Source organism: Pseudomonas proteolytica (assembly GCF_007858275.1).
Classification (GTDB): domain Bacteria; phylum Pseudomonadota; class Gammaproteobacteria; order Pseudomonadales; family Pseudomonadaceae; genus Aquipseudomonas; species Aquipseudomonas proteolytica.
Genome location: NZ_VFEV01000050.1, coordinates 1 through 21433, shown reverse-complemented (window position 1 = coordinate 21433; position 21433 = coordinate 1). Strand labels below are relative to the sequence as shown.

Genomic DNA, 21433 nt, shown 5'->3' with positions numbered 1-21433 from the left:
TTAAAGCTCGATCAAAAGTTGTAGGCCAGCGTACCGACGAGCGTACGACGGTTGCCGATGAAGCAGTCGCCTCGCGCCAGGCATGTCGTGTAGTAGGTCTTGTCTTCAAGATTGGTCGCGTTGAGGGTCAGGTTCCAGTTCTGGTATCGGTACCCGAGCATCGCATCCACCAGGGTGGTAGATGGCGTTTTCAGTCGGTCGGCGCCATCCCAGCTTGTTCCTACATAGCGAACACCTGCACCGACACTGAACCCGGATATATCGCCGATGCTGAACCGATGCTGGCTCCAGACCGAGGCCATGTTCTCTGGAACACTGGCCAGGCGTTTGCCTTGTTCGGCGGGTGAGCCCTTGAGCACGGTGGTGTCGGTATAGCTGTAGGTACCAATCAGGTCCCAGTCGGGCGTGACCGTTACCAATGCTTCGAGCTCCAGGCCACGGGCGCGGGTTTCCCCACTTTGCAGGGTGTTCATCGCATCCAGTGGGTCGGGCATGCGTCGGTTCTGCTCGCGAATGTCATACACCGCAGCGGTATAGAGACTGTTGCTGCCAACGGGCTGATATTTCACACCCAACTCCCACTGTTTGCCCTTGAGCGGTACGTAGGGGTCAAGCGTTCGCTGGTTGAGGCCGATCTGGGGCTGGAATGATTCGCTGTAGCTCAAGTAGGGCGCTATGCCATTGTCGAACAGATAGGTCAGGCCCACGCGGCCGGTCACCTTGTCATCTTTCTGCTGGGCCTTGCCTTGGGTCTGGCTGGAGGCCCAATCCTTGCGCAGGCCAAGGGTCAGTAACCACTGCTCGTATTTGATCTGGTCCTGGGCATAGAGCCCGCGCTGCATGACCCGTTGTTCCGGGTCTGCGGTGAGGCGAATGATAGAGGGATCAAAGGTGCCATACACCGGGTCGTACACGTTCAGTGGTGTTGCCGCGCCGCTGGCGCCGTCGCGGTTGGAGACAGCGTGCTGGTAGTCGCCCCCCAGCAGCAGCGTGTGTTGTAGCGGGCCGGTGTCGAATCGGGCCTCGGCGTTTTGGTCGGCGACCCAGACTTTTACCTCTGGTTTGGAAACGTAATACACGCGGTCGAGGGTCTGGTTGTCGGCGTTAAACGGTGGGTTTCTGGCGAACTTCGCATAAATCGACTGGTAGCTGACTTTGCTTTTCTGCCAGCGCAGGTTTTGTCGCAGCGTCCATGTGTCGTTCACGTGCCACGAGAATTGCGACGTCAGGGCTGTCTGGTCGCTGTCGTACTCGTCGAATCCTGGCTCGCTGGCGAACCGGTTGCTGTGGATCCGGCCATAGGGCGCATTCCAGACCGTGCCTTTGTGTGGAAAGAACTGCGTGGTGGAGCCGCTGTCATCGCGCTGGATGTTGGCCAGTAGGGTCCAGTCGATATCTTCGGTGGGGCGCCAGGTCAGCGATGGCATCAGGACCTGGCGGTTATCTTTGACGTGATCAACCTGAGTGTCGCTGTCGCGCTGAATTGCCACCAGCCGGTACAGCAGCGTGCCTTGTGGGTTCAGGGAACCCGTGGTGTCGACGGCGACCTGCTTGCGGTTGTAATTGCCATACTGCAGTTGCAGTTCGGTGTGTTGTTCGGCCTTGGGGCGTTTGCTGACCTGGTTGATCAGGCCCCCCACCGGGCTTTGCCCATAAAGCATCGACGCCGGGCCCGTGAGCACTTCAAGGCGTTCCAGGGTGAAGGGGTCGGTGCGCACGTTGGTGTAAGTGCCGAAGCTCTGCTGTAAGCCATCAAGGAACAGGGCAGGTGAGCTGCCTCGCACTTTCGACCAGTCTCCCCGGCTATCCAGCCCGAAGGTTTCGGCGCGCACCCCGGCCACATAGCGCAAGGCGTCTTGCACGGTCAGCGCGCCCTGATCACGCATACGGTCGGCGCTGATGACGGAAATCGACTGGGGGATCTCAGTAATCGGAGTGTCGGTCTTGGCACCCGTTGCACTGCGCTTGGCGACATAGCCTTTGATCGGGCCGTCCGCCGTTTCCTCTGAGGCAGTGGCCGTAATACTTTGGCTGGGCAGTTCGAGCTGGCCTGTTTCCTGGGCCGCTTCTGCGACCGGGACCAGCATCGAAGCGAATCCGAAGGGGGCAAGGCCGAGCGCCTTCAACCATGAACCTGGCTCGCGTGCAGAGGGCATTGCAGCTCCTTAATTATTTTAGTGATGCGGGGGGAGGATATTTTGCGCGCAGCTTAAATGATAATAATTGCTATTAGCAACGCTAGATGCCGGTCAATCCTGGCTTTTTGGCGGAGGCAGTCGATGGGAGGGGCGGCAGGGTGGTCTTGCGCGGGGAGGGAGCAATCAAGGTTGCGGAGTCTTTGATCCTGGGTTGGGCCCCCAGACCGCTGACTCCGAAGTGACCTTCATCATGGAGGGATTATTTGCAGCGATACCCTTCAGGCATCGTGACGCTGTAGTTGCGCTGTACGCGATCCTGGAAATTCAGGTTCTGCAGGCCCTGCTGTACCAGAAAGGCCTCGACCTTGGCAGCCTGGCAGTCCTCGTTGTAGGACGTCACTCGCAGCAGGTACACCGCGCGTTTGCTCGCTTCGTCCCGGGCCGTGGCGGTGAACGTGGTGAGGGTGGTGTAGCCGGTGCGCTCCGAGCTGCCCACCGGGCCATAGGTGGTGTTGGGTGTGCTGGTGCAGATCATCTGGTCGCTTTTTTTCTTGCTGTTCTTGCACACAGTGGAGGTGCTGGTTGGCACCTGGCCATAGTCGGTGGCGGTATAGCGATAAGTCACCTGGTGGCTGTCGACGTCCAGGGTGATCGTGATTTTCGGTGCCAGGTTCTTGGGCAGGGTCATGTCGGTATAGACCTGGCGAAAGCCCTGGTCCTTCATGGCGCTGACCATATCGCGCAGATAGTAGCGGGCGTTGAGCGCGTTCTCGTTATTGCCGCCCACCGACGTCACCAGCACTGGCGCCTGTCGGTCAAAGTGATAGTCCGGGTCTGGGGTTGCGTTGATCGCGACGTCCATCGTCGTGGCGCATCCGCTGAGCAGCGCTGTCAGCATTAACAGCGTGCAGAACAAGTACCGGGTCATGAAGTAACTACCTTGCTGAAGATTGGATTAAGGCTAGACGGTTGAGCAGCGCGATAAATAACACATCGGGTGCCAACGAGGCTTGGCGTTAACCTGAATGTAACCAGGGCGGTGTGGCGTACTAAATCGCAGGCAACAAAAAACCCGCACTAGGCGGGTTTCTTGTGTGTTTCAGATGACGTTTGCACCACCTGAAACTAATTAGTGGTGCCCAGAGACGGAATCGAACCGCCGACACGGGGATTTTCAATCCCCTGCTCTACCGACTGAGCTATCTGGGCAACGGGGCGCATTAAACGGGTTTTTCAGGGGGTCGTCAAGCAAGTTTTCAAAAAATATTTAATTATTACCGTCGCTTACGTGCCAACCCCGGTTTTTGCTCAATTATTGAGCAGGCGGCACGTAGCCGTCAGCCTTGGCGTAATCCTCGCCGGAAAAGTACTTGTCCATTTCGCCCTGCAGATATTTGCGGTCTTCGGCGTTCATCATGTTCAGGCGTTTTTCGTTGATCAGCAGGGTCTGGTGCTTCTGCCAGTCGGCCCAGGCCTGGGCGGAAACGTAATCGAAAATGTCTTGGCCCTTGGGCCCCGGAAATGGGGCGCGCTCCAGGGCGGGCAGTTCTTTGTGGTATTTGCGGCACATGATGGTGCGGGTCATGACGAAACTCCTGCGTTCAATACGTCGGCCGCGCGCTTCAGCAGTTTTTTCACCGGGGCGGCAAGGCCCAGGCGCGGCGGGGTGGCGAGGTTATACCAGAGCCAGTCGGCCTCGGCCACGTGATGGGCCGATTCCTCGACTTGCACCAGCCAGGGTTCGATAGCCAGTTGGAAGTGGCTGAAAGTGTGGACCAGCCCCGGCAGCTCCTGCTGCTTGCCCAGCGCCAGCGAGTGCTGGTTGGCCAGGTGTTCCAGATCGTTCAGGTCGTCCAGTTCCGGCAAGCTCCACAGCCCGCCCCACAGGCCTGTAGACGGGCGACGGTAAAGCAGGATCGCGCCCTCATGGTTGGCCAGCAAGGGCATCAGTGTGCGCTTTTGCGGGATGGTCTTGCGGGGCTTGGGGATCGGGTAGCGGGTTTCCAGGCCCAGCATGTGCGCTTCGCAGCCCTTTTCCAGGGGGCACAGCAGGCAACTGGGCTTGCTGCGGGTGCAGAGGGTGGCGCCCATGTCCATCATCGCCTGGGTGTAGGCGTTGACGCGATCGTGCGGGGTAAAGCGCTCTGCGGTGGCCCACAGCTGCTTGGCCACCTTGGGTTCGCCCGGATAGCCTTCCTGGGCGGTAAAGCGCGCCAGCACGCGTTTGACGTTGCCGTCGAGGATCGGTGCGCGCAGGCCCATGCTCAGGCTGGCGATGGCGCCGGCGGTGGACAGGCCGATGCCTGGCAGTTCGGTAAGCTTCTCTACATCGCGAGGAAATTCGCCGCCGTATTCGGCGACGACGATCTTCGCGGTCTTTTGCAGGTTGCGCGCCCGGGTGTAGTAGCCCAGCCCGGTCCACAGGTGCAGCACTTCATCTTCTGGCGCGGCGGCCAGGGCTTCGACCGTTGGCAGCGAGGCCATGAAACGGTCGAAGTAGTTGAGCACGGTGCTGACCTGGGTCTGTTGCAGCATGATTTCCGAGACCCACACCCGGTAAGGGGTGATGCCCTGTTGCCAAGGCAGGTCATGGCGACCGTGGCGGTCGTACCAGTCGAGCACGGCCGCAGAAAATTGCTCGTTTCTCATCGGTTGAACAGGCCTTTGAGGGCGTCTTTCAACTTGGGATTGACCTTGTCGAGCTTCTCTTCAAGTTTCTCGCTGATTTTATTGCCGGCCATTTTCGCGGCGACCTGGCCCAGGCCGTCCTTGTCCAGGCGGCAGGCCTTGGCTCCCAGCTCCAGCGGCCCACGGCAGCGCAGCGGGACTTCGATGCCACGGAAGTTCGAGCCGACCTGGCAGGCCGGGTCCGGCATGTCGCGCTTGTCACCCTCGACAATGATGCCCACACGGTAGTCCATGCCCAGCACGCGCAGGTCAATGTCGCCATTGCCGTTGACGGTCAGGCCGGGGATCCGCACTTTCAGGTCCGGGTTGCTGGCCACGCCGTTACGCAAGGTCAGGTTGCCCTTGAGCTCCTGGAACGGTGTGTCCTTGCCACGCGGTTCGCTGGCCAGGGTCTTGCGATTGAGCAGGGCGATGCCGGTGCACAGCTGTTGCTCGATATTGGCGTTGAGCAGCACGCCGTTATTGATCACAAAGCTGGCGGTGCCGTTGAGGCTGTCGATCAGCGCCTTCTGGCTGTTGCCGCGCCCCGTCAGGTTGCTGTCGAGGGTGATCTGGCCTTTGACCGGCGGGGTTTTGCCCTGGGCCTGCAGGATGCGTTCGACCGGCACTTGCTTGATTTTGGTCTGCAGTGCCAACACCGGCACATCTTCGCGGGCGTCGAGGTTGCCGTTGGCCTGGAAGGTGCCGTTGTAGAGGCCGCCGCTCAAGGTGTCGAGCTTGAGTTGCCCGCCCTGGCCAGAGGCTTTGAGGGTGGCGTTCTCGATGGGCAACTGGCTGAGGGTCAATTGGCCGAACGACAGGTCGGCAATCACATCCAGGGTGCGCAGGCGTGCCAGCGGCAGCAGCTTGTCGGTGCTCCAGGCGCCTTTGGTCGGCGCATCCGGCAGCGGCGTGGTGCCGCCGGCGGCCATGGCCCCGGCTTCGCTGCTTTGCACTTCGGCCTGGCGCGCGACGGCGGCACTGTTGGCTGCTTCGGATTTGGCGGGCAAGTAGTGGTCGGCGTTGAACGTGTCGGCCTTCAACTGCACGCGCAGGGATTGCTTGGCAAAGTCTTCAACCGCCAGGCGCCCGGTGAAGGTGCTGCCATCGACTTTCAGGTTGAGGTCTTCCAGCGCCATGCTCGACGGCGTGCCTTGCAGGCGGCTGACCAGCTCGACCTTGCTCAGGCTCTCTGGGGCCATGGCTGGCAGCGGTTGGCCGACGCTGTCGAGGAACTTGGCCAGGTCAAACTGGGCAATCGACAGGGCGCCGCTGATCTGTGGGGTTTTATCCAGGTCGTGGACCTTCAGTTCGCCCAGTGCCCGCAGTTGGTTGAGCGAGAGCTTGAGGCCGGTCCACTCGGCAATGTTTGCCGACAGGTCCACCAGCAACTGGCCCTGGGTGGCAAACGTGACGGTCTTGCCTTGCAGAGGCTCGCCCGTGGCTTCGCCGGCGACTTTCATGTCTTCGAACTGATAGCGCTTGAGGGCGCGATCGAAACGCAGCTCGCCATTGAGCTCGCTCTTGACCCGCATGACCGGCTGGTTGCTGCCGAAGAACGCGGTGAGCTTGACCGGAATGCTCGCGCCTTCATGCACGGCACCGGTGCTCAGTTGGATGCTTTCGGCGCTGAATTGCTTGCCGGTCTGCTCGTCGTTGTACTCGATACGGGCGTTGTTGACCGTGAGGCTGTCGATGTCCAGGCGGATCGGCTGGGCCGGTTTCTCCGGCGTGGGCGTCGTGGCCGGCGCAGTCGTGGCGGGCGCTTCGGCGCTGGTGGTAGCCGCAACGGGCGCAGCCTTGCCGATATCTTCCCAGTTGCCATGGCCTTGCTTGTCGCGGGTCAGGCGCAGGTTCAGGCCCTCGACGCGTACATCGCTCATTTGCACTTCGCGGCGCAGCAGCGGCAGCACGCGCACCGACAGGCCGAGCATCTGCAGGTCGGCAAATGGTTGGGCAGGGTTGTTCAGGGTGGCCACGCTGGCCTCATGCAGCTCCAGGCCCAGCCAGGGGAACAGGCTCCAGCCGATATCGCCATTGAGCGTCAGCTCGATGTGGGCCTTGTCGCGGGCAATCTGGCGAATCTCGTCTTTGTAGTCGTTGGGATCGAAGAGGTGAGTCAGGGCAAAGCCCAGAGCCACAATGATCAGCAACAGCCCGAGAAGTACCAGACCCAGGATTTTGCCGAACGCTTTCATGGGCGAGTCCTTGTATGTCGATTTTAAAATTTAGCCGCAGAGTATAACGCCGGGAGGTCCGTGGCTGTTTACGCATCGTTACATAGTGTCAAACAAAACAGATGGACTGAAAAAGGTAGTGTCAGTTTGGTTTCTCTCGCTGCGCCAGATGCTAATCTTTGCCCGTTCGCCCGCCTTCTGCGACGAAACGTCGCGCCTACAGGGAGCTTCACTCGACAAAACGGCCACGCATTGCGTGCAAAGGCCGAGGAGGAGAGCGCCTGGCGAACACAGACCAACAACTGGGGGAAACACCAATGAACACTAGCACTGCGGCCGGCAATTCTGCTGCGCAGCCTGCGTTCCTGTCCAAGGAACGCATCATCGCCAAGCCCGGTTTCAACCGCTGGCTGGTTCCGCCGGCCGCCCTGGCCATCCACTTGTGCATCGGCATGGCCTACGGCTTCTCGGTGTTCTGGCTGCCATTGTCCAAGGCACTGGGCGTGACCGCACCGGTGGCCTGTGCACCGGACATGAGCTTTATCGCGCAGATCTTCTCGTCGTCCTGCGACTGGCCGATCTCCATGCTGGGCTGGATCTACACCCTGTTCTTCATCTTCCTGGGCTGCTCGGCAGCGATCTGGGGCGGCTGGCTGGAACACGCCGGGCCGCGCAAGGCCGGTGTGGTCTCGGCACTGTGCTGGTGTGGTGGCCTGCTGATCTCGGCGCTGGGGATTTATACCCACCAGATCTGGCTGATGTGGCTCGGTTCGGGGGTGATTGGTGGTATTGGCCTGGGCCTGGGCTATATCTCGCCGGTGTCGACCCTGATCAAGTGGTTCCCGGACAAGCGCGGCATGGCGACCGGCATGGCGATCATGGGTTTTGGCGGTGGTGCGATGGTCGGTGCGCCCCTGGCCGCAGCGCTGATGGGCCACTTTGCTTCGCCGACCGGCGTGGGCGTGTGGCAGAGCTTTTTGGTCATGGCCGCGATCTACTTCGTGTTCATGATCGGCGGCGCCTTGTCCTACCGTGTCCCGCCGACCGGCTGGAAGCCTGAGGGCTGGACCGCGCCGGCGAAAAAAGCCAGTAATGCGATGATCACCCACCGTCACGTCCACGTGAACGTGGCGTGGAAAACCCCGCAATTCCGCCTGGTCTGGCTGGTGCTGTGCCTGAACGTATCGGCCGGTATCGGCATCCTGGGGATGGCGTCGCCGCTGTTGCAGGAAGTGTTCGGCGGCAAGTTGCTGGGCGTGGATGTGCCGTTTGGCCAACTGGATGCGGGTCAACTGGCCTCCATCGCTGCCATCGCAGCGGGGTTCACCGGTTTGTTGAGCCTGTTCAACATTGGCGGGCGGTTCTTCTGGGCGTCGTTCTCCGACTACCTGGGCCGCAAGAACACCTACTTCGTGTTCTTCGCCCTGGGCTTTGCCCTGTACGCGCTGATCCCGAACCTCGGCCACCTGGGCAACGTCTCGCTGTTCGTGGCGGCGTTCTGCATCATCCTGTCGATGTACGGCGGCGGCTTCGCGACCGTACCGGCCTACCTGGCGGACCTGTTCGGTACGCAAATGGTCGGTGCAATCCATGGTCGCCTGCTCACCGCCTGGGCGGCGGCCGGCGTGCTGGGCCCGGTGTTGGTGAACTACCTGCGTGAATATCAATTGAGCATCGGCGTCGAGCGCGCTGCGGCCTATGACATCACCTTGTACATCCTCGCCGGCCTGCTGGTACTGGGCTTTATCTGCAACCTGTTGGTACGCCCGGTGGCCGACAAGTACTTCATGACCGACGCGGAACTGGCTGCCGAACAGGCGCTGGGCCATGACAAGGGCGCCGATGCGACCACGTCCCTGGAATGGAAAGCCGCTTCCGGCACCGTGCCATTGGCCATTGCGGCCTGGCTGGTGGTAGGTATTCCGCTGGCGTGGGGCGTGTGGGTGACGTTGCAGAAGACTGCAGTGCTGTTCCACTAACACCGCATAACCCGTGTGGGCCCGGTTCCTGTGGGAGCCGGGCTTGCCCGCGATAGAACCCGCTCGGTGTATCTGGAGTACTCAGGCGCCTGCATCGCAGGCAAGCCCGCTGCCACACAAGCACGCTCCCGCACTTGTACTGACATGTCTATCCCCGACAGGCCGTCAGTCTTATCCCCTTCGATGTTTCTGTTTAGCGCCCACAGCCCCTATAATGGCTACCTTTTTCGCCCAATGATTTTGCGGAGCTGGTGATGGCCGAACGTAAGGCGTCCGTCGAGCGCGACACTCTGGAAACCCAGATCAAAGCCTCGATCAACCTGGATGGCACCGGAAAGGCCCGATTTGATATCGGTGTCCCTTTTCTTGAGCACATGCTGGATCAAATCGCCCGTCATGGGCTGATCGACCTGGATATCGTCAGCAAGGGCGACCTGCATATCGACGACCACCACACCGTGGAGGATGTCGGTATCACCCTCGGCCAGGCGTTTGCCAAGGCCATCGGCGACAAAAAAGGCATCCGTCGTTACGGCCACGCCTATGTCCCGCTGGACGAGGCACTGTCGCGTGTGGTCATCGACTTCTCCGGCCGCCCAGGCCTGCAGATGCACGTGCCGTATACCCGCGCCACCGTCGGCGGCTTTGACGTGGACCTGTTCCAGGAGTTCTTCCAGGGCTTCGTCAACCATGCCCTGGTGAGCCTGCACATCGACAACCTGCGTGGCACCAACACCCACCACCAGATCGAAACCGTGTTCAAGGCTTTCGGTCGCGCCCTGCGCATGGCCGTGGAGCTCGATGACCGCATGGCCGGGCAAATGCCTTCGACCAAGGGCGTTTTGTAATGCAGACGGTCGCGGTTATCGACTACGGCATGGGTAACCTGCACTCGGTGGCCAAGGCCCTCGAACACGTAGGTGCCGGCAAGGTGCTGATCACCAGCGATGCCAAGGTGATCCGCGAAGCCGACCGGGTAGTGTTTCCCGGTGTTGGCGCGATTCGCGATTGCATGGCTGAAATCCGTCGCCTGGGCTTTGACAGCCTGGTGCGCGAAGTCAGCCAGGACCGGCCGTTCCTCGGGATCTGCGTGGGCATGCAAGCCTTGCTCGAGCGCAGTGAAGAAAACGGCGGCGTCGACTGCATCGGCCTGTTCCCGGGGGATGTGAAGTTCTTCGGCAAGGACCTGCATGAAGACGGCGAACACTTGAAAGTCCCGCACATGGGCTGGAACGAAGTGCGCCGCACCGTCGACCACCCGCTGTGGCATGACATCCCGGACATGGCGCGTTTCTACTTCGTGCACAGCTACTACATCGCCGCCGGTAACCCGCGCCAGGTGGTGGGTGGCGGGCACTATGGCGTCGACTTCGCCGCCGCGCTGGCCGAAGGCTCGCGCTTCGCCGTGCAGTTCCACCCGGAGAAGAGCCATACCCATGGCCTGCAGTTGCTGCAGAACTTCGCCAGTTGGGACGGGCGTTGGTAATGGCCAAGAAGATCAAGCCGCCGATCCTCAATCTCACTCCCCAGCAGGAGAGTGAGGCGACCGACAAGATCAAGCGTTTCATGGAAGACCGCTTCGAGCTCAGGCTCGGGTCGTTCGAGGTGGCTGAGATCCTCGAACTGTTCACCACTGAAATTGCTCCGCACTATTACAACAGGGCGATTTTCGATGTGCAGACGCACCTTAAAGAAAGGTTCGAAAGCATCGAAAGCGACTTGTGGGCGCTCGAAAAACCCTGATTCTTCGAGCAATGCTGAATATCGAATAAGGTTTGCCAGATGCTGATTATCCCCGCTATCGATCTCAAGGACGGCGCTTGCGTACGTCTGCGCCAGGGCCGCATGGAAGATTCCACGGTGTTTTCCGATGACCCGGTCAGCATGGCTGCCAAGTGGGTGGAGGGTGGCTGCCGCCGTCTGCATCTGGTGGACTTGAACGGCGCCTTCGAAGGCCAGCCGGTCAATGGCGAAGTGGTTACGGCCATCGCCAAGCGCTACCCGAACCTGCCGATCCAGATCGGTGGCGGTATCCGCTCCCTGGAAACCATCGAGCACTACGTGAAAGCGGGCGTGAGCTACGTGATCATCGGCACCAAGGCCGTGAAAGACCCGGCCTTCGTCGCCGAGGCCTGCCGTGCATTCCCGGGCAAGGTCATCGTGGGCCTGGACGCCAAGGATGGCTTCGTCGCCACCGACGGCTGGGCCGAGATCAGCACCATTCAGGTGATCGACCTGGCCAAGCAGTTCGAGGCAGACGGCGTGTCCGCCATCGTTTATACCGACATTGCCAAAGACGGCATGATGCAGGGCTGCAACGTACCGTTCACCGCTGCGCTGGCGGCCGCCACCAAGATCCCGGTAATCGCCTCCGGTGGTATCCACAACCTGGGCGACATCAAGTCGCTGCTGGACGCCAAGGCTCCTGGGATCATCGGCGCGATCACCGGCCGTGCGATCTATGAAGGTACCCTGGACGTCGCCGAGGCCCAGGCCTACTGCGATGCCTACAACGGCTGAGGACTGACCATGGCGCTGGCCAAACGCATCATCCCTTGCCTGGACGTCGACAACGGTCGGGTGGTCAAGGGCGTCAAATTCGAGAACATCCGTGACGCCGGCGACCCGGTGGAAATTGCCCGTCGCTACGATGAGCAGGGTGCCGACGAGATTACCTTCCTCGATATCACCGCCAGCGTCGATGGCCGCGACACCACGCTGCATACCGTGGAGCGCATGGCCAGCCAGGTGTTTATCCCGCTGACCGTGGGCGGTGGCGTGCGCACCGTGCAAGACATCCGCAACCTGCTCAACGCCGGTGCGGACAAGGTGTCGATCAACACTGCCGCGGTGTTCAACCCGGAGTTTGTCGGCGAAGCCGCGCAGCATTTCGGTTCGCAATGCATCGTGGTCGCCATCGACGCCAAGAAAGTCTCCGGGCCGGGTGAACCCCCGCGCTGGGAGATCTTCACCCATGGCGGGCGCAAGCCTACCGGCCTGGATGCGGTGCAGTGGGCAATGAAGATGGAAGGCCTGGGCGCCGGTGAAATTCTGCTGACCAGCATGGACCAGGACGGCATGAAAAACGGCTTCGACCTGGGCGTGACCCGCGCCATCAGTGATGCGCTGGGCATCCCGGTGATTGCTTCCGGTGGTGTGGGCAACCTGCAACACCTGGCCGACGGCGTCATCGAAGGCCACGCCAGCGCGGTGCTGGCGGCGAGTATTTTCCACTTTGGCGAATACACCGTGCCCGAGGCCAAAGCCTACATGGCGGCGCGCGGCATCGTCGTACGCTAAACGTCACTGGACACCATGACAGGCTCGCGGCACTCTGGGGCCTGCCATGGATTCCGGTAATTCTACATGCTCAAAGACCTGCTTCTTGCCCTCGCCAGCTCTTCCATTCTTTTGGCAGGCTCGGCCAATGCTGCCGAGCCCTCTGCTGATTCTCTGGTGCTGCTGACGGAGAATTTTCCGCCCTACAACATGGCGAAAAACGGCAAGAACTTCGCCAAGGACGAGAACGTCGAAGGCATCGCCGTGGACATCGTGCGCGAAATCTTCAAGCGCGCTGGCGTTTCCTACAACCTGACGCTGCGTTTCCCCTGGGAACGGATCTACAAACTCGCCCTGGAACAGCCTGGCTACGGGGTCTTCGTCATGGCCCGCCTGCCGGACCGCGAAGCCCTGTTCAAGTGGGTCGGCCCCATCGGCCCGGACGATTGGGTGCTGCTGGCCAACGCCGACAGCAACATCCAGTTGACCGACCTTGAGCAGGCCCGGCGCTACAAGGTGGGTGCCTACAAAGGTGACGCGATTGCCCTGAGCCTGGAAAAACAAGGCCTCACACCGCAGGTCGTGCTCCGCGACCAGGACAATGCGCAAAAACTGCTGGATGGCCAGATCGACCTCTGGGCCACCGGCGATCCCGCCGGCCGCTACCTGGCGCGGCAAGTCGGGATAACCGGGCTCAAGACCGTGCTACGGTTCAACAGTGCCCAGTTGTACCTGGCCCTGAACAAAAACGTTTCGGACGAAACCGTCGCCAAACTGCAAGCCGCACTGGATCAGCTGCGTGAAGAGGGCGTGGTGAGCGAGATCATGGGGCGGTATCTCTAGTGGGGGGAGCCGGCGGGCAGGACATTTCTGGCTCTGTCTGGGGGTACTCACTCCAGTGCACTTTGTCGCCGTTGATGAACGTGATGTCGGTTGTAGATTGCTGGGCAGCACAGACGACGACGGGGTAAGCGCCTTTTCCTCAAAAGGAATTTTTACCCGCAATGAATAGACTTTGGTCTGTTCTGAGGGCTTATCAAGGCTGGTATGGCTGATAAAGGTTCCAGGCGAAAAGTAGGCTTCGCCCGTGACTGCCGCTGGCGGCAGGACTGAGCATACTTAAAGTGATAGTTATCTAGACGCAGGAAGGTAGGTGCCATTTTTGCCATGTCCGGCCATGGCCTGGTTGCTGCGCACGCTGATCATCAACTTGATATCTATCCACTCGATGCCCTGGGCCTTGAGCTTGGGCAACTCGCGCTCCAGTACCGCCAGGGTCTGTGGATAAGGATGGCCGATCATCACGGCCGAGCCCTGTTTGTGGGCCAGCTTGATAGCGGTCTGCAACTGCGTGGTGATAGCGGCTTCGGTGCGTTCGTCATCAAGGAAAACATCCCGCGAGACATGAGCCAGGCCGATTTTTTGTGCCTCGGCGGCGGCCACGGTCTGCGCGCTGGTGCGGCTGTCGACGAAAAACTTGTGGCGACGTTGCAATTCACCCATCAGCCAGGTCATGGCCGCAGGCTGCGCGGTCATGCGGCTGCCCATATGGTTGTTGAGGCCGGCGGTGTAGGGCACGGCGTTGAACGCCGCATCCAAACGCTTGCCCAGTTCTTCGACAGGCAACTCGGGGTGCCAGGCGAACGGGCCGGTGGCCGGGTCCATGGGCATATGCAGGATCACGATCTTGCCGGCGCGATGGGCCTCGCGCGCGAATTCGGCGGCGTGGGGGGTGTCGGGCATGATCGCCGCCGTCACCGGGCCGGGCAGGGCCAGCACGCGACGATCCCGGGGCAGGTTCTGCCCAAGGTCGTCGATGATCAGGGTCAGGTAGGCTTTGTGGGGCTTCTGGGCAGGGGCCGCATGGGCGACTCCTGCCAGGCTGCAGAGCAGGGCGATGATCAGGGCAACACGCATATCAACGGCTGCGCGTAATGCTCAGGCCCTTGAGTAGGCTCAACGCCTGGGCCAGTTGGTAATCATCGTCCTGTGGCATCGGCTTGGCTTTCGTGCCGCTGCCGGTTGGCTGGTCGGCACCGCCATTGCCATTGCCCAGGTGACCTTGCAGGTCAGCTTCCTTGAAGTACTCGTTTTCGCTCTCGTTGGTGATCTTGGCCCGGCGAACCTCGATATCCGGCACGATGCCCTGGGCCTGGATCGAGCGACCATTAGGCGTGTAGTACAACGCCGTGGTGATCTTCAGCGCACGCTCGTTGTTCAGCGGCAGCACGGTTTGCACCGAACCCTTGCCAAAGCTGGTGGTGCCCATCAGCACCCCGCGTTTCTGGTCTTGCAGGGCGCCGGCGACGATTTCCGAGGCCGAGGCGCTGCCGCCGTTGATCAGCACCGCCAGCGGGACGTTTTCGCTGAGGTCCTTGCCGGTGGCCGAGAAGCGCAGTTCGGAGTTGGCGATGCGGCCCTTGGTGTAGACGATCAGGCCCTTGGTGATGAAATGGTCGACCACTTCCACCGCCGATTGCAGCACGCCGCCGGGGTTGTTGCGCAGGTCGAGGACGATGCCGTTGAGCTTCTTGCCGTTGTCCTTGCGCAGCTTGGCCAGGGCCTTGGCCACTTCGTCGCCGGTCTTGACCTGGAATTGGGTGATGCGGATGTAGCCGTAGCCCGACTCCAGCAACTGGCTCTTCACGCTCTTGACCACGATGGTGGCGCGGGTCAGGGTCACGTCAAACGGGTTGCCACCGTCGCGCACCAGGGTCAGGGTGATTTTCTGACCGACCTTGCCGCGCATCTTGTCGACGGCTTCGGTCATGGTCTGGCCGCGGGTCGGCTGGCCGTTGATCTTGACGATCAGGTCGCCAGCCTGGATGCCGGCCTTGGACGCCGGGGTATCGTCGATGGGCGACACCACCTTGATGATGCCGTCTTCGGCGCCCACTTCTATGCCGAGGCCGCCGAATTCGCCGCTGGTGCTTTCCTGCAGCTCGGCGAAATCTTCCGGGCCCAGGTAGGCAGAGTGCGGGTCGAGGTTGCTGAGCATGCCTTTGATGGCGTTTTCCAGCAGGGTCTTGTCGTCCACGGGTTCGACATAGGCTGCCTTGATCCGGTCCATGACCTCGGCAAAGGTGCGCAATTCGTCCAGCGGCAGCGGCGCCTTGGTGGTCGCGGCCGTGGCTGACGGGGCGGTCTGGTCGGCGAATGCCATAGGCGCGCCGATCACCAGGGCGATCGTCAGGGCCAGCGAAGTGAGGCGGGACAAATGCAGCATGTCGAACGAACTCCTAATGTAGATGCGGCCCTATCCTTGGGCGCGACACCATTGTGCAGGGTCGCTTGGGCGGCCCTGCTGACGAATAGCGAAGTACAGCGCCGGGGTGTCCTGGCCGCCACTGTTACCGACAGTGGAGATGGATTCACCGGCTTTTACAACATCACCTGCGGCCTTGAGCAACGTTTGATTGTGGCCATATAAGCTCAAATAGCCATTGCCGTGGTCAAGAATCACCAGCAAACCAGCGCCGCGCAGCCAATCGGCGAACACCACGCGCCCACCGTGGACGGCGTGTACCTGGCTGCCCGCAGAGGCGCTGATCATCACGCCGTCCCACTTGGTGCGGGTGTCATCGCCACGGGTTTCACCAAAGCGTGCCAGTAGTCGACCATCAACTGGCCATGGAAGTTTGCCTCGGGCAGTAGCAAAAGGCCCGCCAAACGATTCGCCGGCGCTGGAAACCAGTGGGCCAGGCGCTGCACGCGCCGGTTTGCGCGGGGCGTCGGTGGCGAGCGCCGCGGCGTCACGCTGGCGCTTTTTTTCTGCTTCCTGCTGGGCGATCAGCGCTTTTTGTCGCGCTTCTTCGGCCTCGCGGGCCTGGCGAGCCAGGGTTTCCTCGATGGTTTTCAGTACTTTGGCCAGGTCGGCCTGGTCTTGCTGACGCGCCTGCAGCTTGGCATCCCGGGCTTTTACGTCGCTGTTGAGCTTGGCGAGGGCCTGCTGGCGTTCTTTGCGCACCTTGTCCAGCTCGTCGCGCTGGCTGTCGAGGCTGCTTTTCTGGGCCAGAAGTTGGCTTTGTTGGTCGGCGATTTCCTGCTCGACATTGGCCAATTGGCGCAGGGTCTCGTTGAAGCTCTTGAGTTGCTCCAGGCGCGCGGTGCTCAGGTAGTCGTAGTAGGTGAGGGTGCGGGCGAATTTTTCCGGGTTCTGCTGGTTGAGCAGCAGCTTGAGGTATTCCTGGCGGCCGTTCTGGTAGGCGGCACGGGCCTGGATTGCGATCAGGCGTTGCTGTTCAACGCGCGCGCTCTGGAGTTTTTTTTTCTCACCGTCGAGCCGCTCCAGTTCCGACTCGCTCTTCTTTAGTTCTTTTTGCAGCTCCTGGACCTGCTTCTCCAGCTTGCCCATTTCGGTTTCCGTGCCGCGCAGGTCTTTCTGCACCCCGGATTTTTCTTCCTGGAGCTTGCCGAGCAGTTTCTTCAGCTCGGTAATGTCCTGACGCGTAGCGTCCAACTGTTGTTGGGTTTGCGCACGCTCGTCGGCCATAGCCGGTTGGAGCACGCAGACAAGAGCGAGGGTAATCAAGGCGCGAAGCATAGAGGCGGGCGACACCAGGGAAAGGGACGGCCTAGTATGCCCGGCCCACGCGGCAAAAAAAACGTCCAATTCGGGCTGGCGGGCAAGTTAGGCGCCCAGTGGCGCGGGTGTGGCTAAAAGCCATCTTCAAAAACGCCACCTACCCATGTGGGAGCGGGCTTGCCCGCGATTGCGTTGTGTCAGCCATGGAAATGTCGACTGATCCGCCGCTATCGCGGGCAAGCCCGCTCCCACATTGTTTGGTGGTGGGTTTGAAAATTAGACCAGGATCGACGTACCGGTCATTTCGACAGGCTTCTCGAGCCCCATCAGCATGAGCATGGTCGGCGCCACGTCTGCCAGCACGCCACCTTCGCGCACCTTGAAGCCGCGCTTGCCGACATAAATGAACGGCACCGGCTCGGTGGTGTGGGCGGTATGGGCCTGGCCGGTGGATTCGTCGGACATCTGCTCGCAGTTGCCATGGTCGGCGGTGATCAGCGCTTCGCCGCCGACCTTCTCCAGGGCGTCGACGATACGGCCCACGCACAAGTCCAGGCATTCCACGGCCTTGACCGCCGCTTGCAGGTTGCCGCTGTGGCCGACCATGTCGCCGTTGGCGTAGTTGACCACGATCACGTCATAGCGCTGGTGTTCGATGGCGTCGACGATCTTGTCGGTGACTTCCGGCGCGCTCATCTCGGGCTGCAGGTCGTAGGTGGCGACTTTGGGCGACGGGATCAGGATGCGCTCTTCGCCGGGGAACGGTTCTTCGCGACCGCCGGAGAAGAAGAAGGTGACGTGAGCGTATTTCTCGGTTTCGGCAATGCGCAGTTGGGTCTTGCCGTTTTTGGCGAGGTAATCACCCAGCACGTTTTCCAGGCTGCCCGGCGCGAAAGCTGACGGGGCCGGGATGTTGGCGGCGTATTGGGTCAGCATCACGAACTCGACTTTCGGCTGGCGCGCCCGCTCGAAGTCTTTGAAACCGTCATCGACGAACACATGGCTCAGTTCGCGGGCACGGTCGGCGCGGAAGTTCATGAACACCACGGCGTCGCCATCTTCGACCTTCACAGGCTCGCCAATGGTGGTGGCCTTGACGAACTCATCGCTCTCGCCGCGAGCGTAGGCCGCTTCCAGGCCTTGCTGGGCGGTAGCCGCGTTGAATTGGGCGTTGCCGTCGACGATCAGGTTGTAGGCCTGGGACACGCGATCCCAGCGGTTGTCGCGGTCCATGGCGAAATAGCGGCCGACCAGGCTGGCGATGCGGCCCTTGCCGAGGGCGGCGAAGGCGGCGTCCAGCAGCTCGATGGACGATTGCGCGCTTTTGGGCGGGGTGTCGCGGCCATCGAGGAAGGCGTGCAGGTAGATCTTCTCGGCGCCACGCTTGTAGGCCAGTTCGGCCATGGCCACCAGGTGGTCCTGGTGGCTGTGCACGCCACCGTCAGACAGCAGGCCCATGAAATGCACGGCTTTGCCGGCGGCGACGGCTTTATCCACCGCGGCGCAGATGGTCGGGTTCTCGAAGAACTCGCCATCGCGGATGGCTTTGGTCACGCGAGTGAAGTCCTGATATACCACTCGTCCGGCGCCAAGGTTCATATGGCCGACTTCAGAGTTGCCCATCTGGCCGTCCGGCAGGCCGACGTCCATGCCCGATCCGGAGATCAGGCCATTGGGTACGCTGGCGCAGAGGCGGTCCAGCACGGGCTTGTTCGCCGCGAATACGGCGTTGTCGTGGTGGTTTTCACTGTGACCGAAGCCATCGAGAATCATCAGGACCAAAGGTTTAGGCGTGGTAGTCATAGATCCTCTCGCGGCGGTATTAAAGGAAGGCGATTGAAAAGGGAGTGGCAGTTTAAAGCGAAGTTCCGATGCCGTCACCGCTTTACGGGGGTTGGCCCCCCATGGCGGCTGTGTATACTTACCGCCATTTTAACGCCCTGGAACCTCCTTGATGGTTGATCACCTGATTGCATTTGCTACCTCTCACTATCTGCTGGTCGGTGCCTTCGTCGTACTGCTGGCGCTGCTGATTGCTCATGAAGTGAGCCGTGGCGGCCGTAGCCTCAGCACCGCCGAGCTGACCGCGCTGGTCAACAAGGACCAGGCCGTTGTCGTCGACATCCGTCCGGCCAAGGACTTTGCCGCCGGCCATATCGTTGGCGCGCTGAATATTCCCCAGGACAAGCTGATCGCCCGCATCGCCGAACTGGAAAAGCACAAGGCCAAGACCATTATCCTGGTCGACGCCCAGGGTCAGCACTCCGGTGGCCATGCCCGCGAAATGATGAAGAGCGGTTTCACCGCCGCCAAGCTGTCGGGTGGTATCTCCAGCTGGCGCGCCGATAACCTGCCGTTGGTGAAGTGATATGAGCCAGGTTGTCGTTTATTCCAGCGATTATTGCCCCTATTGCACGCGAGCCAAGCATTTGCTCCAGAGCAAAAAGGTTGCCTTCGACGAGATCAAGGTCGATGGCAAGCCCCAGGTACGTGCCGAGATGGCCCAGAAGGCGGGGCGCAACTCTGTGCCGCAAATCTGGATCGGTACCCAGCATATCGGTGGATGTGACGACCTGTTCGCCCTGGAGCGCGCCGGTAAACTGGATGCGCTGCTTCACGTCTGACTCCAAAACCCTAAAAGACCCCAAGATCAAGAAGGATCTGCGAGATGACTGACCAACCGAACACCGAAGCGGCAGCAGAAGAGGCTCAAGGCCCACAGTTTTCCCTGCAGCGCATCTACGTGCGTGACTTGTCGTTCGAGGCCCCTAAAAGCCCGGCGATCTTCCGCCAGGAGTGGACTCCAAGCGTCGGCCTGGACCTGAACACCCGTCAAAAGCAACTGGAAGGCGACTTCCACGAAGTCGTGCTGACCCTGTCGGTCACCGTGAAGAACGGTGAAGAAGTGGCCTTCATCGCTGAAGTGCAACAGGCCGGTATCTTCCTGATCCAGGGCCTGGACGATGCGTCCATGAGCCACACCCTGGGCGCGTTCTGCCCGAACATCCTGTTCCCGTATGCCCGCGAGACCCTGGACAGCCTGGTCACCCGTGGCTCGTTCCCGGCGCTGATGCTGGCCCCGGTGAACTTCGATGCCCTGTATGCGCAAGAGCTGCAGCGCATGCAACAGGAAGGCGCGCCGACGGTTCAGTAAGTCGACGACGCATAAAAAGCGCCATCACTGGCGCTTTTTTTATGCACGGCTAACGCCTGTAGGAGCGAGCTTGCTCGCGGCGCTATCAGGTAGCCCACGTCGCCTGTTGGTTTTCGCGAGCAAGCTCGCTCCTACAGGGAAAAGGGGTTTACTTGAAACCGAGCTGGCGCCAGCCTTCGTAGACGGCGACGGCCACGGTGTTGGACAGGTTCAGGCTGCGGCAGCCTTCACGCATCGGCAAACGCAAGCGCTGGCCATCGGGCAGGGCGTCGAGTACGTCTGCCGGCAGGCCACGGCTTTCCGGGCCGAACAGGAAGGCATCACCCTCGGCAAAGCTGGCATCATGAAACGGCCGCGAACCTTTGGTGGTGAACGCAAACAGCCGTGGATGGCCCAGGCTTTCCAGGCAACTGGCGAGGTCGGCGTGACGCTGCAGGGTGGCGTATTCGTGATAGTCCAGGCCGGCGCGACGCAGGCGCTTGTCGTCCATCTCGAAGCCTAGCGGCTCGATCAAATGCAGGTGGCAGCCACTGTTGGCGCACAGCCTGATAACGTTGCCGGTGTTCGGCGGAATTTCTGGTTGAAAAAGGATGACGTGAAACATGCACGGCTCCGAAGATAAAGATGCAGCGCATTCTACCCCTGAAGACGACCCCAGGCCGCAGCTATTGCCCAGAGTCCTGGGTTCGCTGGCGATTGTCGGTCTGATGGTGGGCTTGATGATCGGTCGCCTGACCACTCCGGACCCGACGGCCTTGCTGCAGGTCGAGCCCGCCACCGATGGGCTGGTGGTGTGGTTCAACCACGAACCGAAGTTGCACGGCGAGCATATCGACGGCACCGTGGCGCTGCTGTTCGACGCCCAGGGCCATGCGCAGGCGGGGCAATTGAAGGTCAATGACAAGGATGTGAACTGGCGGGTGCGCAAGACCGATGGCGGCTTGCTGTTGAACCTGGTGGCGGCACGGCCGCTGCGCGGGGAATGGTCGGGCAAGGCGGTCGATGACCGCTGGCGACTGGAGATCCATCTCCTGGAGCAATAAAAGAGGGAGTTCCCGGCCTGCCTGTACCAGGGCTCCCAAAACGGTTTGAAGCTCGAATTAAAGAGGGGATTCTCGGCCTGCCTGTACCAAGGTCCCCGAAACTGGGTAGTACCAGAGGTATTGCAGGGGGCGTGCCAGAATGGTGAATTTGTCTAGGAAAATTCTTTTATAAAGCGCAAAGCCCCGGATTACGGGGCTTTGGCGTTTTCAGGGTTCAGAGTTTTTTGAAAGCGGCCTGGAGTTCGTGCGCGATAGCGGTTCATGGTGCGTTGAAGCGGTGCACACCAAACAAATGTGGGAGCTGGCTTGCGTGCGATGCGCATAGGTATCTACACAACTTTGCCGCAACGCCTAAATCCAGGCAGATAGCGCAGTTGTGGCGAGCGGGCTTGCCCCGCGCTGGGCTGCGAAGCAGCCCCAATAAGCCGAATGCGTTGTACCAGATACACCGCAGCGGCTGGTTTTGGGGCT

The 21433-nt window shown here is 61.0% G+C and carries 21 protein-coding genes and 1 tRNA gene; 11 read left to right on the top strand and 11 right to left on the bottom strand.

The genetic code is table 11. From position 1 onward, the window contains the following. Positions 1 to 11: 11 nt before the first annotated feature. From FIV38_RS26675 to FIV38_RS26650, 6 genes are all read right to left on the bottom strand, one after another. Positions 12 to 2087: a TonB-dependent siderophore receptor gene (locus tag FIV38_RS26675; protein WP_092237269.1), complete on the bottom strand. Its 2076-nt coding sequence runs from the start codon at positions 2085 to 2087 to the stop codon at positions 12 to 14. A gap of 310 nt (positions 2088 to 2397) precedes the next feature. After that, positions 2398 to 3066, bottom strand: a complete 669-nt coding sequence (locus tag FIV38_RS26670) for a YajG family lipoprotein (RefSeq protein WP_029295874.1) — start codon at positions 3064 to 3066, stop codon at positions 2398 to 2400. A gap of 205 nt (positions 3067 to 3271) precedes the next feature. Next, positions 3272 to 3347 (bottom strand) — tRNA-Phe (locus tag FIV38_RS26665). Between the two features lie 103 nt (positions 3348 to 3450). Beyond that, positions 3451 to 3723: an oxidative damage protection protein gene (locus FIV38_RS26660; protein ID WP_092232796.1), complete on the bottom strand. Its 273-nt coding sequence runs from the start codon at positions 3721 to 3723 to the stop codon at positions 3451 to 3453. Then, on the bottom strand, positions 3720 to 4787 hold the full coding sequence (gene mutY / locus FIV38_RS26655; protein WP_029295877.1) for an A/G-specific adenine glycosylase: 1068 nt from the start codon (positions 4785 to 4787) through the stop codon (positions 3720 to 3722). Before mutY ends, FIV38_RS26660 begins: the two co-directional genes overlap by 4 nt. Further along, the gene (locus tag FIV38_RS26650; protein WP_092232799.1) at positions 4784 to 7003 is read right to left on the bottom strand and encodes an AsmA family protein; all 2220 of its coding nucleotides are present in this window, start codon (positions 7001 to 7003) and stop codon (positions 4784 to 4786) included. The genes mutY and FIV38_RS26650 overlap by 4 nt, the downstream gene beginning before the upstream one ends. A gap of 296 nt (positions 7004 to 7299) precedes the next feature. On the opposite strand from FIV38_RS26650, the gene FIV38_RS26645 reads away from it, so the two are divergent. From FIV38_RS26645 to FIV38_RS26615, 7 genes are all read left to right on the top strand, one after another. Then, positions 7300 to 8961, top strand: coding sequence for an OFA family MFS transporter (locus FIV38_RS26645; RefSeq protein ID WP_029295882.1), 1662 nt, complete (start codon positions 7300 to 7302; stop codon positions 8959 to 8961). A gap of 254 nt (positions 8962 to 9215) precedes the next feature. Then, entirely contained in the window at positions 9216 to 9809 is a 594-nt protein-coding gene (hisB, locus tag FIV38_RS26640) for an imidazoleglycerol-phosphate dehydratase HisB (RefSeq protein ID WP_003218037.1), read from the top strand. Beyond that, a complete protein-coding gene (gene hisH, locus FIV38_RS26635) occupies positions 9809 to 10447 on the top strand; it encodes an imidazole glycerol phosphate synthase subunit HisH (RefSeq protein WP_029295897.1) in 639 nt (212 codons plus the stop codon). Before hisB ends, hisH begins: the two co-directional genes overlap by 1 nt. Then, entirely contained in the window at positions 10447 to 10704 is a 258-nt protein-coding gene (locus FIV38_RS26630; protein WP_029295898.1) for a DUF2164 domain-containing protein, read from the top strand. The genes hisH and FIV38_RS26630 overlap by 1 nt, the downstream gene beginning before the upstream one ends. A 39-nt stretch (positions 10705 to 10743) precedes the next feature. After that, complete coding sequence (gene hisA, locus FIV38_RS26625) at positions 10744 to 11481, top strand: 1-(5-phosphoribosyl)-5-[(5-phosphoribosylamino)methylideneamino]imidazole-4-carboxamide isomerase (RefSeq protein ID WP_029295899.1); 738 nt, start codon at positions 10744 to 10746, stop codon at positions 11479 to 11481. Between the two features lie 9 nt (positions 11482 to 11490). Then, positions 11491 to 12261 carry an imidazole glycerol phosphate synthase subunit HisF gene (hisF, locus tag FIV38_RS26620; RefSeq protein ID WP_029295900.1) on the top strand — a complete coding sequence of 257 codons (771 nt, stop codon included), beginning with the start codon at positions 11491 to 11493 and terminating at the stop codon, positions 12259 to 12261. A 66-nt stretch (positions 12262 to 12327) separates the two neighbouring features. Next, positions 12328 to 13083, top strand: coding sequence for a substrate-binding periplasmic protein (locus tag FIV38_RS26615; protein WP_092232801.1), 756 nt, complete (start codon positions 12328 to 12330; stop codon positions 13081 to 13083). Positions 13084 to 13371: 288 nt separating this feature from the next. On the opposite strand, the gene FIV38_RS26610 is transcribed toward FIV38_RS26615, so the two are convergent. From FIV38_RS26610 to gpmI, 4 genes are all read right to left on the bottom strand, one after another. Next, a complete protein-coding gene (locus tag FIV38_RS26610; RefSeq protein ID WP_092232803.1) occupies positions 13372 to 14157 on the bottom strand; it encodes a divergent polysaccharide deacetylase family protein in 786 nt (261 codons plus the stop codon). 1 nt (position 14158) lies between these two features. After that, positions 14159 to 15466 (bottom strand): S41 family peptidase, encoded by a 1308-nt coding sequence (locus FIV38_RS26605; protein WP_029295904.1) that lies wholly within the window; start codon positions 15464 to 15466, stop codon positions 14159 to 14161. A gap of 30 nt (positions 15467 to 15496) precedes the next feature. After that, positions 15497 to 16783, bottom strand: a complete 1287-nt coding sequence (locus FIV38_RS26600) for a murein hydrolase activator EnvC family protein (RefSeq protein WP_092232807.1) — start codon at positions 16781 to 16783, stop codon at positions 15497 to 15499. Between the two features lie 258 nt (positions 16784 to 17041). Further along, positions 17042 to 18568, bottom strand: a complete 1527-nt coding sequence (gene gpmI / locus FIV38_RS26595) for a 2,3-bisphosphoglycerate-independent phosphoglycerate mutase (protein ID WP_092232810.1) — start codon at positions 18566 to 18568, stop codon at positions 17042 to 17044. Between the two features lie 151 nt (positions 18569 to 18719). Here gpmI and FIV38_RS26590 point away from each other — a divergent pair, with 151 nt between their 5' ends. Genes FIV38_RS26590 through secB form a run of 3 tightly spaced genes read left to right on the top strand, consistent with a single transcriptional unit; the run spans position 18720 to position 19919 of the window. Next, entirely contained in the window at positions 18720 to 19133 is a 414-nt protein-coding gene (locus FIV38_RS26590; RefSeq protein WP_029295907.1) for a rhodanese-like domain-containing protein, read from the top strand. A gap of 1 nt (position 19134) precedes the next feature. Beyond that, a complete protein-coding gene (gene grxC / locus FIV38_RS26585; RefSeq protein ID WP_092232813.1) occupies positions 19135 to 19389 on the top strand; it encodes a glutaredoxin 3 in 255 nt (84 codons plus the stop codon). Between the two features lie 44 nt (positions 19390 to 19433). Continuing rightward, a complete protein-coding gene (gene secB, locus FIV38_RS26580) occupies positions 19434 to 19919 on the top strand; it encodes a protein-export chaperone SecB (protein WP_029295909.1) in 486 nt (161 codons plus the stop codon). Positions 19920 to 20067: 148 nt separating this feature from the next. Here secB and FIV38_RS26575 read toward each other — a convergent pair whose 3' ends face one another. Further along, a complete protein-coding gene (locus FIV38_RS26575; RefSeq protein WP_029295910.1) occupies positions 20068 to 20523 on the bottom strand; it encodes a tRNA (cytidine(34)-2'-O)-methyltransferase in 456 nt (151 codons plus the stop codon). Here FIV38_RS26575 and FIV38_RS26570 point away from each other — a divergent pair. Then, complete coding sequence (locus FIV38_RS26570; protein ID WP_092232816.1) at positions 20522 to 20962, top strand: hypothetical protein; 441 nt, start codon at positions 20522 to 20524, stop codon at positions 20960 to 20962. The genes FIV38_RS26575 and FIV38_RS26570 overlap by 2 nt on opposite strands. Positions 20963 to 21433: the final 471 nt, after the last annotated feature.

Bases quoted from the DNA above. Each gene is read 5' to 3' on its own strand.
- FIV38_RS26675 (WP_092237269.1), bottom strand. From the start codon at position 2,087: ATGCTGGTCCCGGTCGCAGAAGCGGCCCAGGAAACAGGCCAGCTCGAA.
- FIV38_RS26670 (WP_029295874.1), bottom strand. From the start codon at position 3,066: ATGACCCGGTACTTGTTCTGCACGCTGTTAATGCTGACAGCGCTGCTC.
- FIV38_RS26660 (WP_092232796.1), bottom strand. From the start codon at position 3,723: ATGACCCGCACCATCATGTGCCGCAAATACCACAAAGAACTGCCCGCC.
- mutY (WP_029295877.1), bottom strand. From the start codon at position 4,787: ATGAGAAACGAGCAATTTTCTGCGGCCGTGCTCGACTGGTACGACCGC.
- FIV38_RS26650 (WP_092232799.1), bottom strand. From the start codon at position 7,003: ATGAAAGCGTTCGGCAAAATCCTGGGTCTGGTACTTCTCGGGCTGTTG.
- FIV38_RS26645 (WP_029295882.1), top strand. From the start codon at position 7,300: ATGAACACTAGCACTGCGGCCGGCAATTCTGCTGCGCAGCCTGCGTTC.
- hisB (WP_003218037.1), top strand. From the start codon at position 9,216: ATGGCCGAACGTAAGGCGTCCGTCGAGCGCGACACTCTGGAAACCCAG.
- hisH (WP_029295897.1), top strand. From the start codon at position 9,809: ATGCAGACGGTCGCGGTTATCGACTACGGCATGGGTAACCTGCACTCG.
- FIV38_RS26630 (WP_029295898.1), top strand. From the start codon at position 10,447: ATGGCCAAGAAGATCAAGCCGCCGATCCTCAATCTCACTCCCCAGCAG.
- hisA (WP_029295899.1), top strand. From the start codon at position 10,744: ATGCTGATTATCCCCGCTATCGATCTCAAGGACGGCGCTTGCGTACGT.
- hisF (WP_029295900.1), top strand. From the start codon at position 11,491: ATGGCGCTGGCCAAACGCATCATCCCTTGCCTGGACGTCGACAACGGT.
- FIV38_RS26615 (WP_092232801.1), top strand. From the start codon at position 12,328: ATGCTCAAAGACCTGCTTCTTGCCCTCGCCAGCTCTTCCATTCTTTTG.
- FIV38_RS26610 (WP_092232803.1), bottom strand. From the start codon at position 14,157: ATGCGTGTTGCCCTGATCATCGCCCTGCTCTGCAGCCTGGCAGGAGTC.
- FIV38_RS26605 (WP_029295904.1), bottom strand. From the start codon at position 15,466: ATGCTGCATTTGTCCCGCCTCACTTCGCTGGCCCTGACGATCGCCCTG.
- FIV38_RS26600 (WP_092232807.1), bottom strand. From the start codon at position 16,783: ATGCTTCGCGCCTTGATTACCCTCGCTCTTGTCTGCGTGCTCCAACCG.
- gpmI (WP_092232810.1), bottom strand. From the start codon at position 18,568: ATGACTACCACGCCTAAACCTTTGGTCCTGATGATTCTCGATGGCTTC.
- FIV38_RS26590 (WP_029295907.1), top strand. From the start codon at position 18,720: ATGGTTGATCACCTGATTGCATTTGCTACCTCTCACTATCTGCTGGTC.
- grxC (WP_092232813.1), top strand. From the start codon at position 19,135: ATGAGCCAGGTTGTCGTTTATTCCAGCGATTATTGCCCCTATTGCACG.
- secB (WP_029295909.1), top strand. From the start codon at position 19,434: ATGACTGACCAACCGAACACCGAAGCGGCAGCAGAAGAGGCTCAAGGC.
- FIV38_RS26570 (WP_092232816.1), top strand. From the start codon at position 20,522: ATGCACGGCTCCGAAGATAAAGATGCAGCGCATTCTACCCCTGAAGAC.
- FIV38_RS26575 (WP_029295910.1), bottom strand. From the start codon at position 20,523: ATGTTTCACGTCATCCTTTTTCAACCAGAAATTCCGCCGAACACCGGC.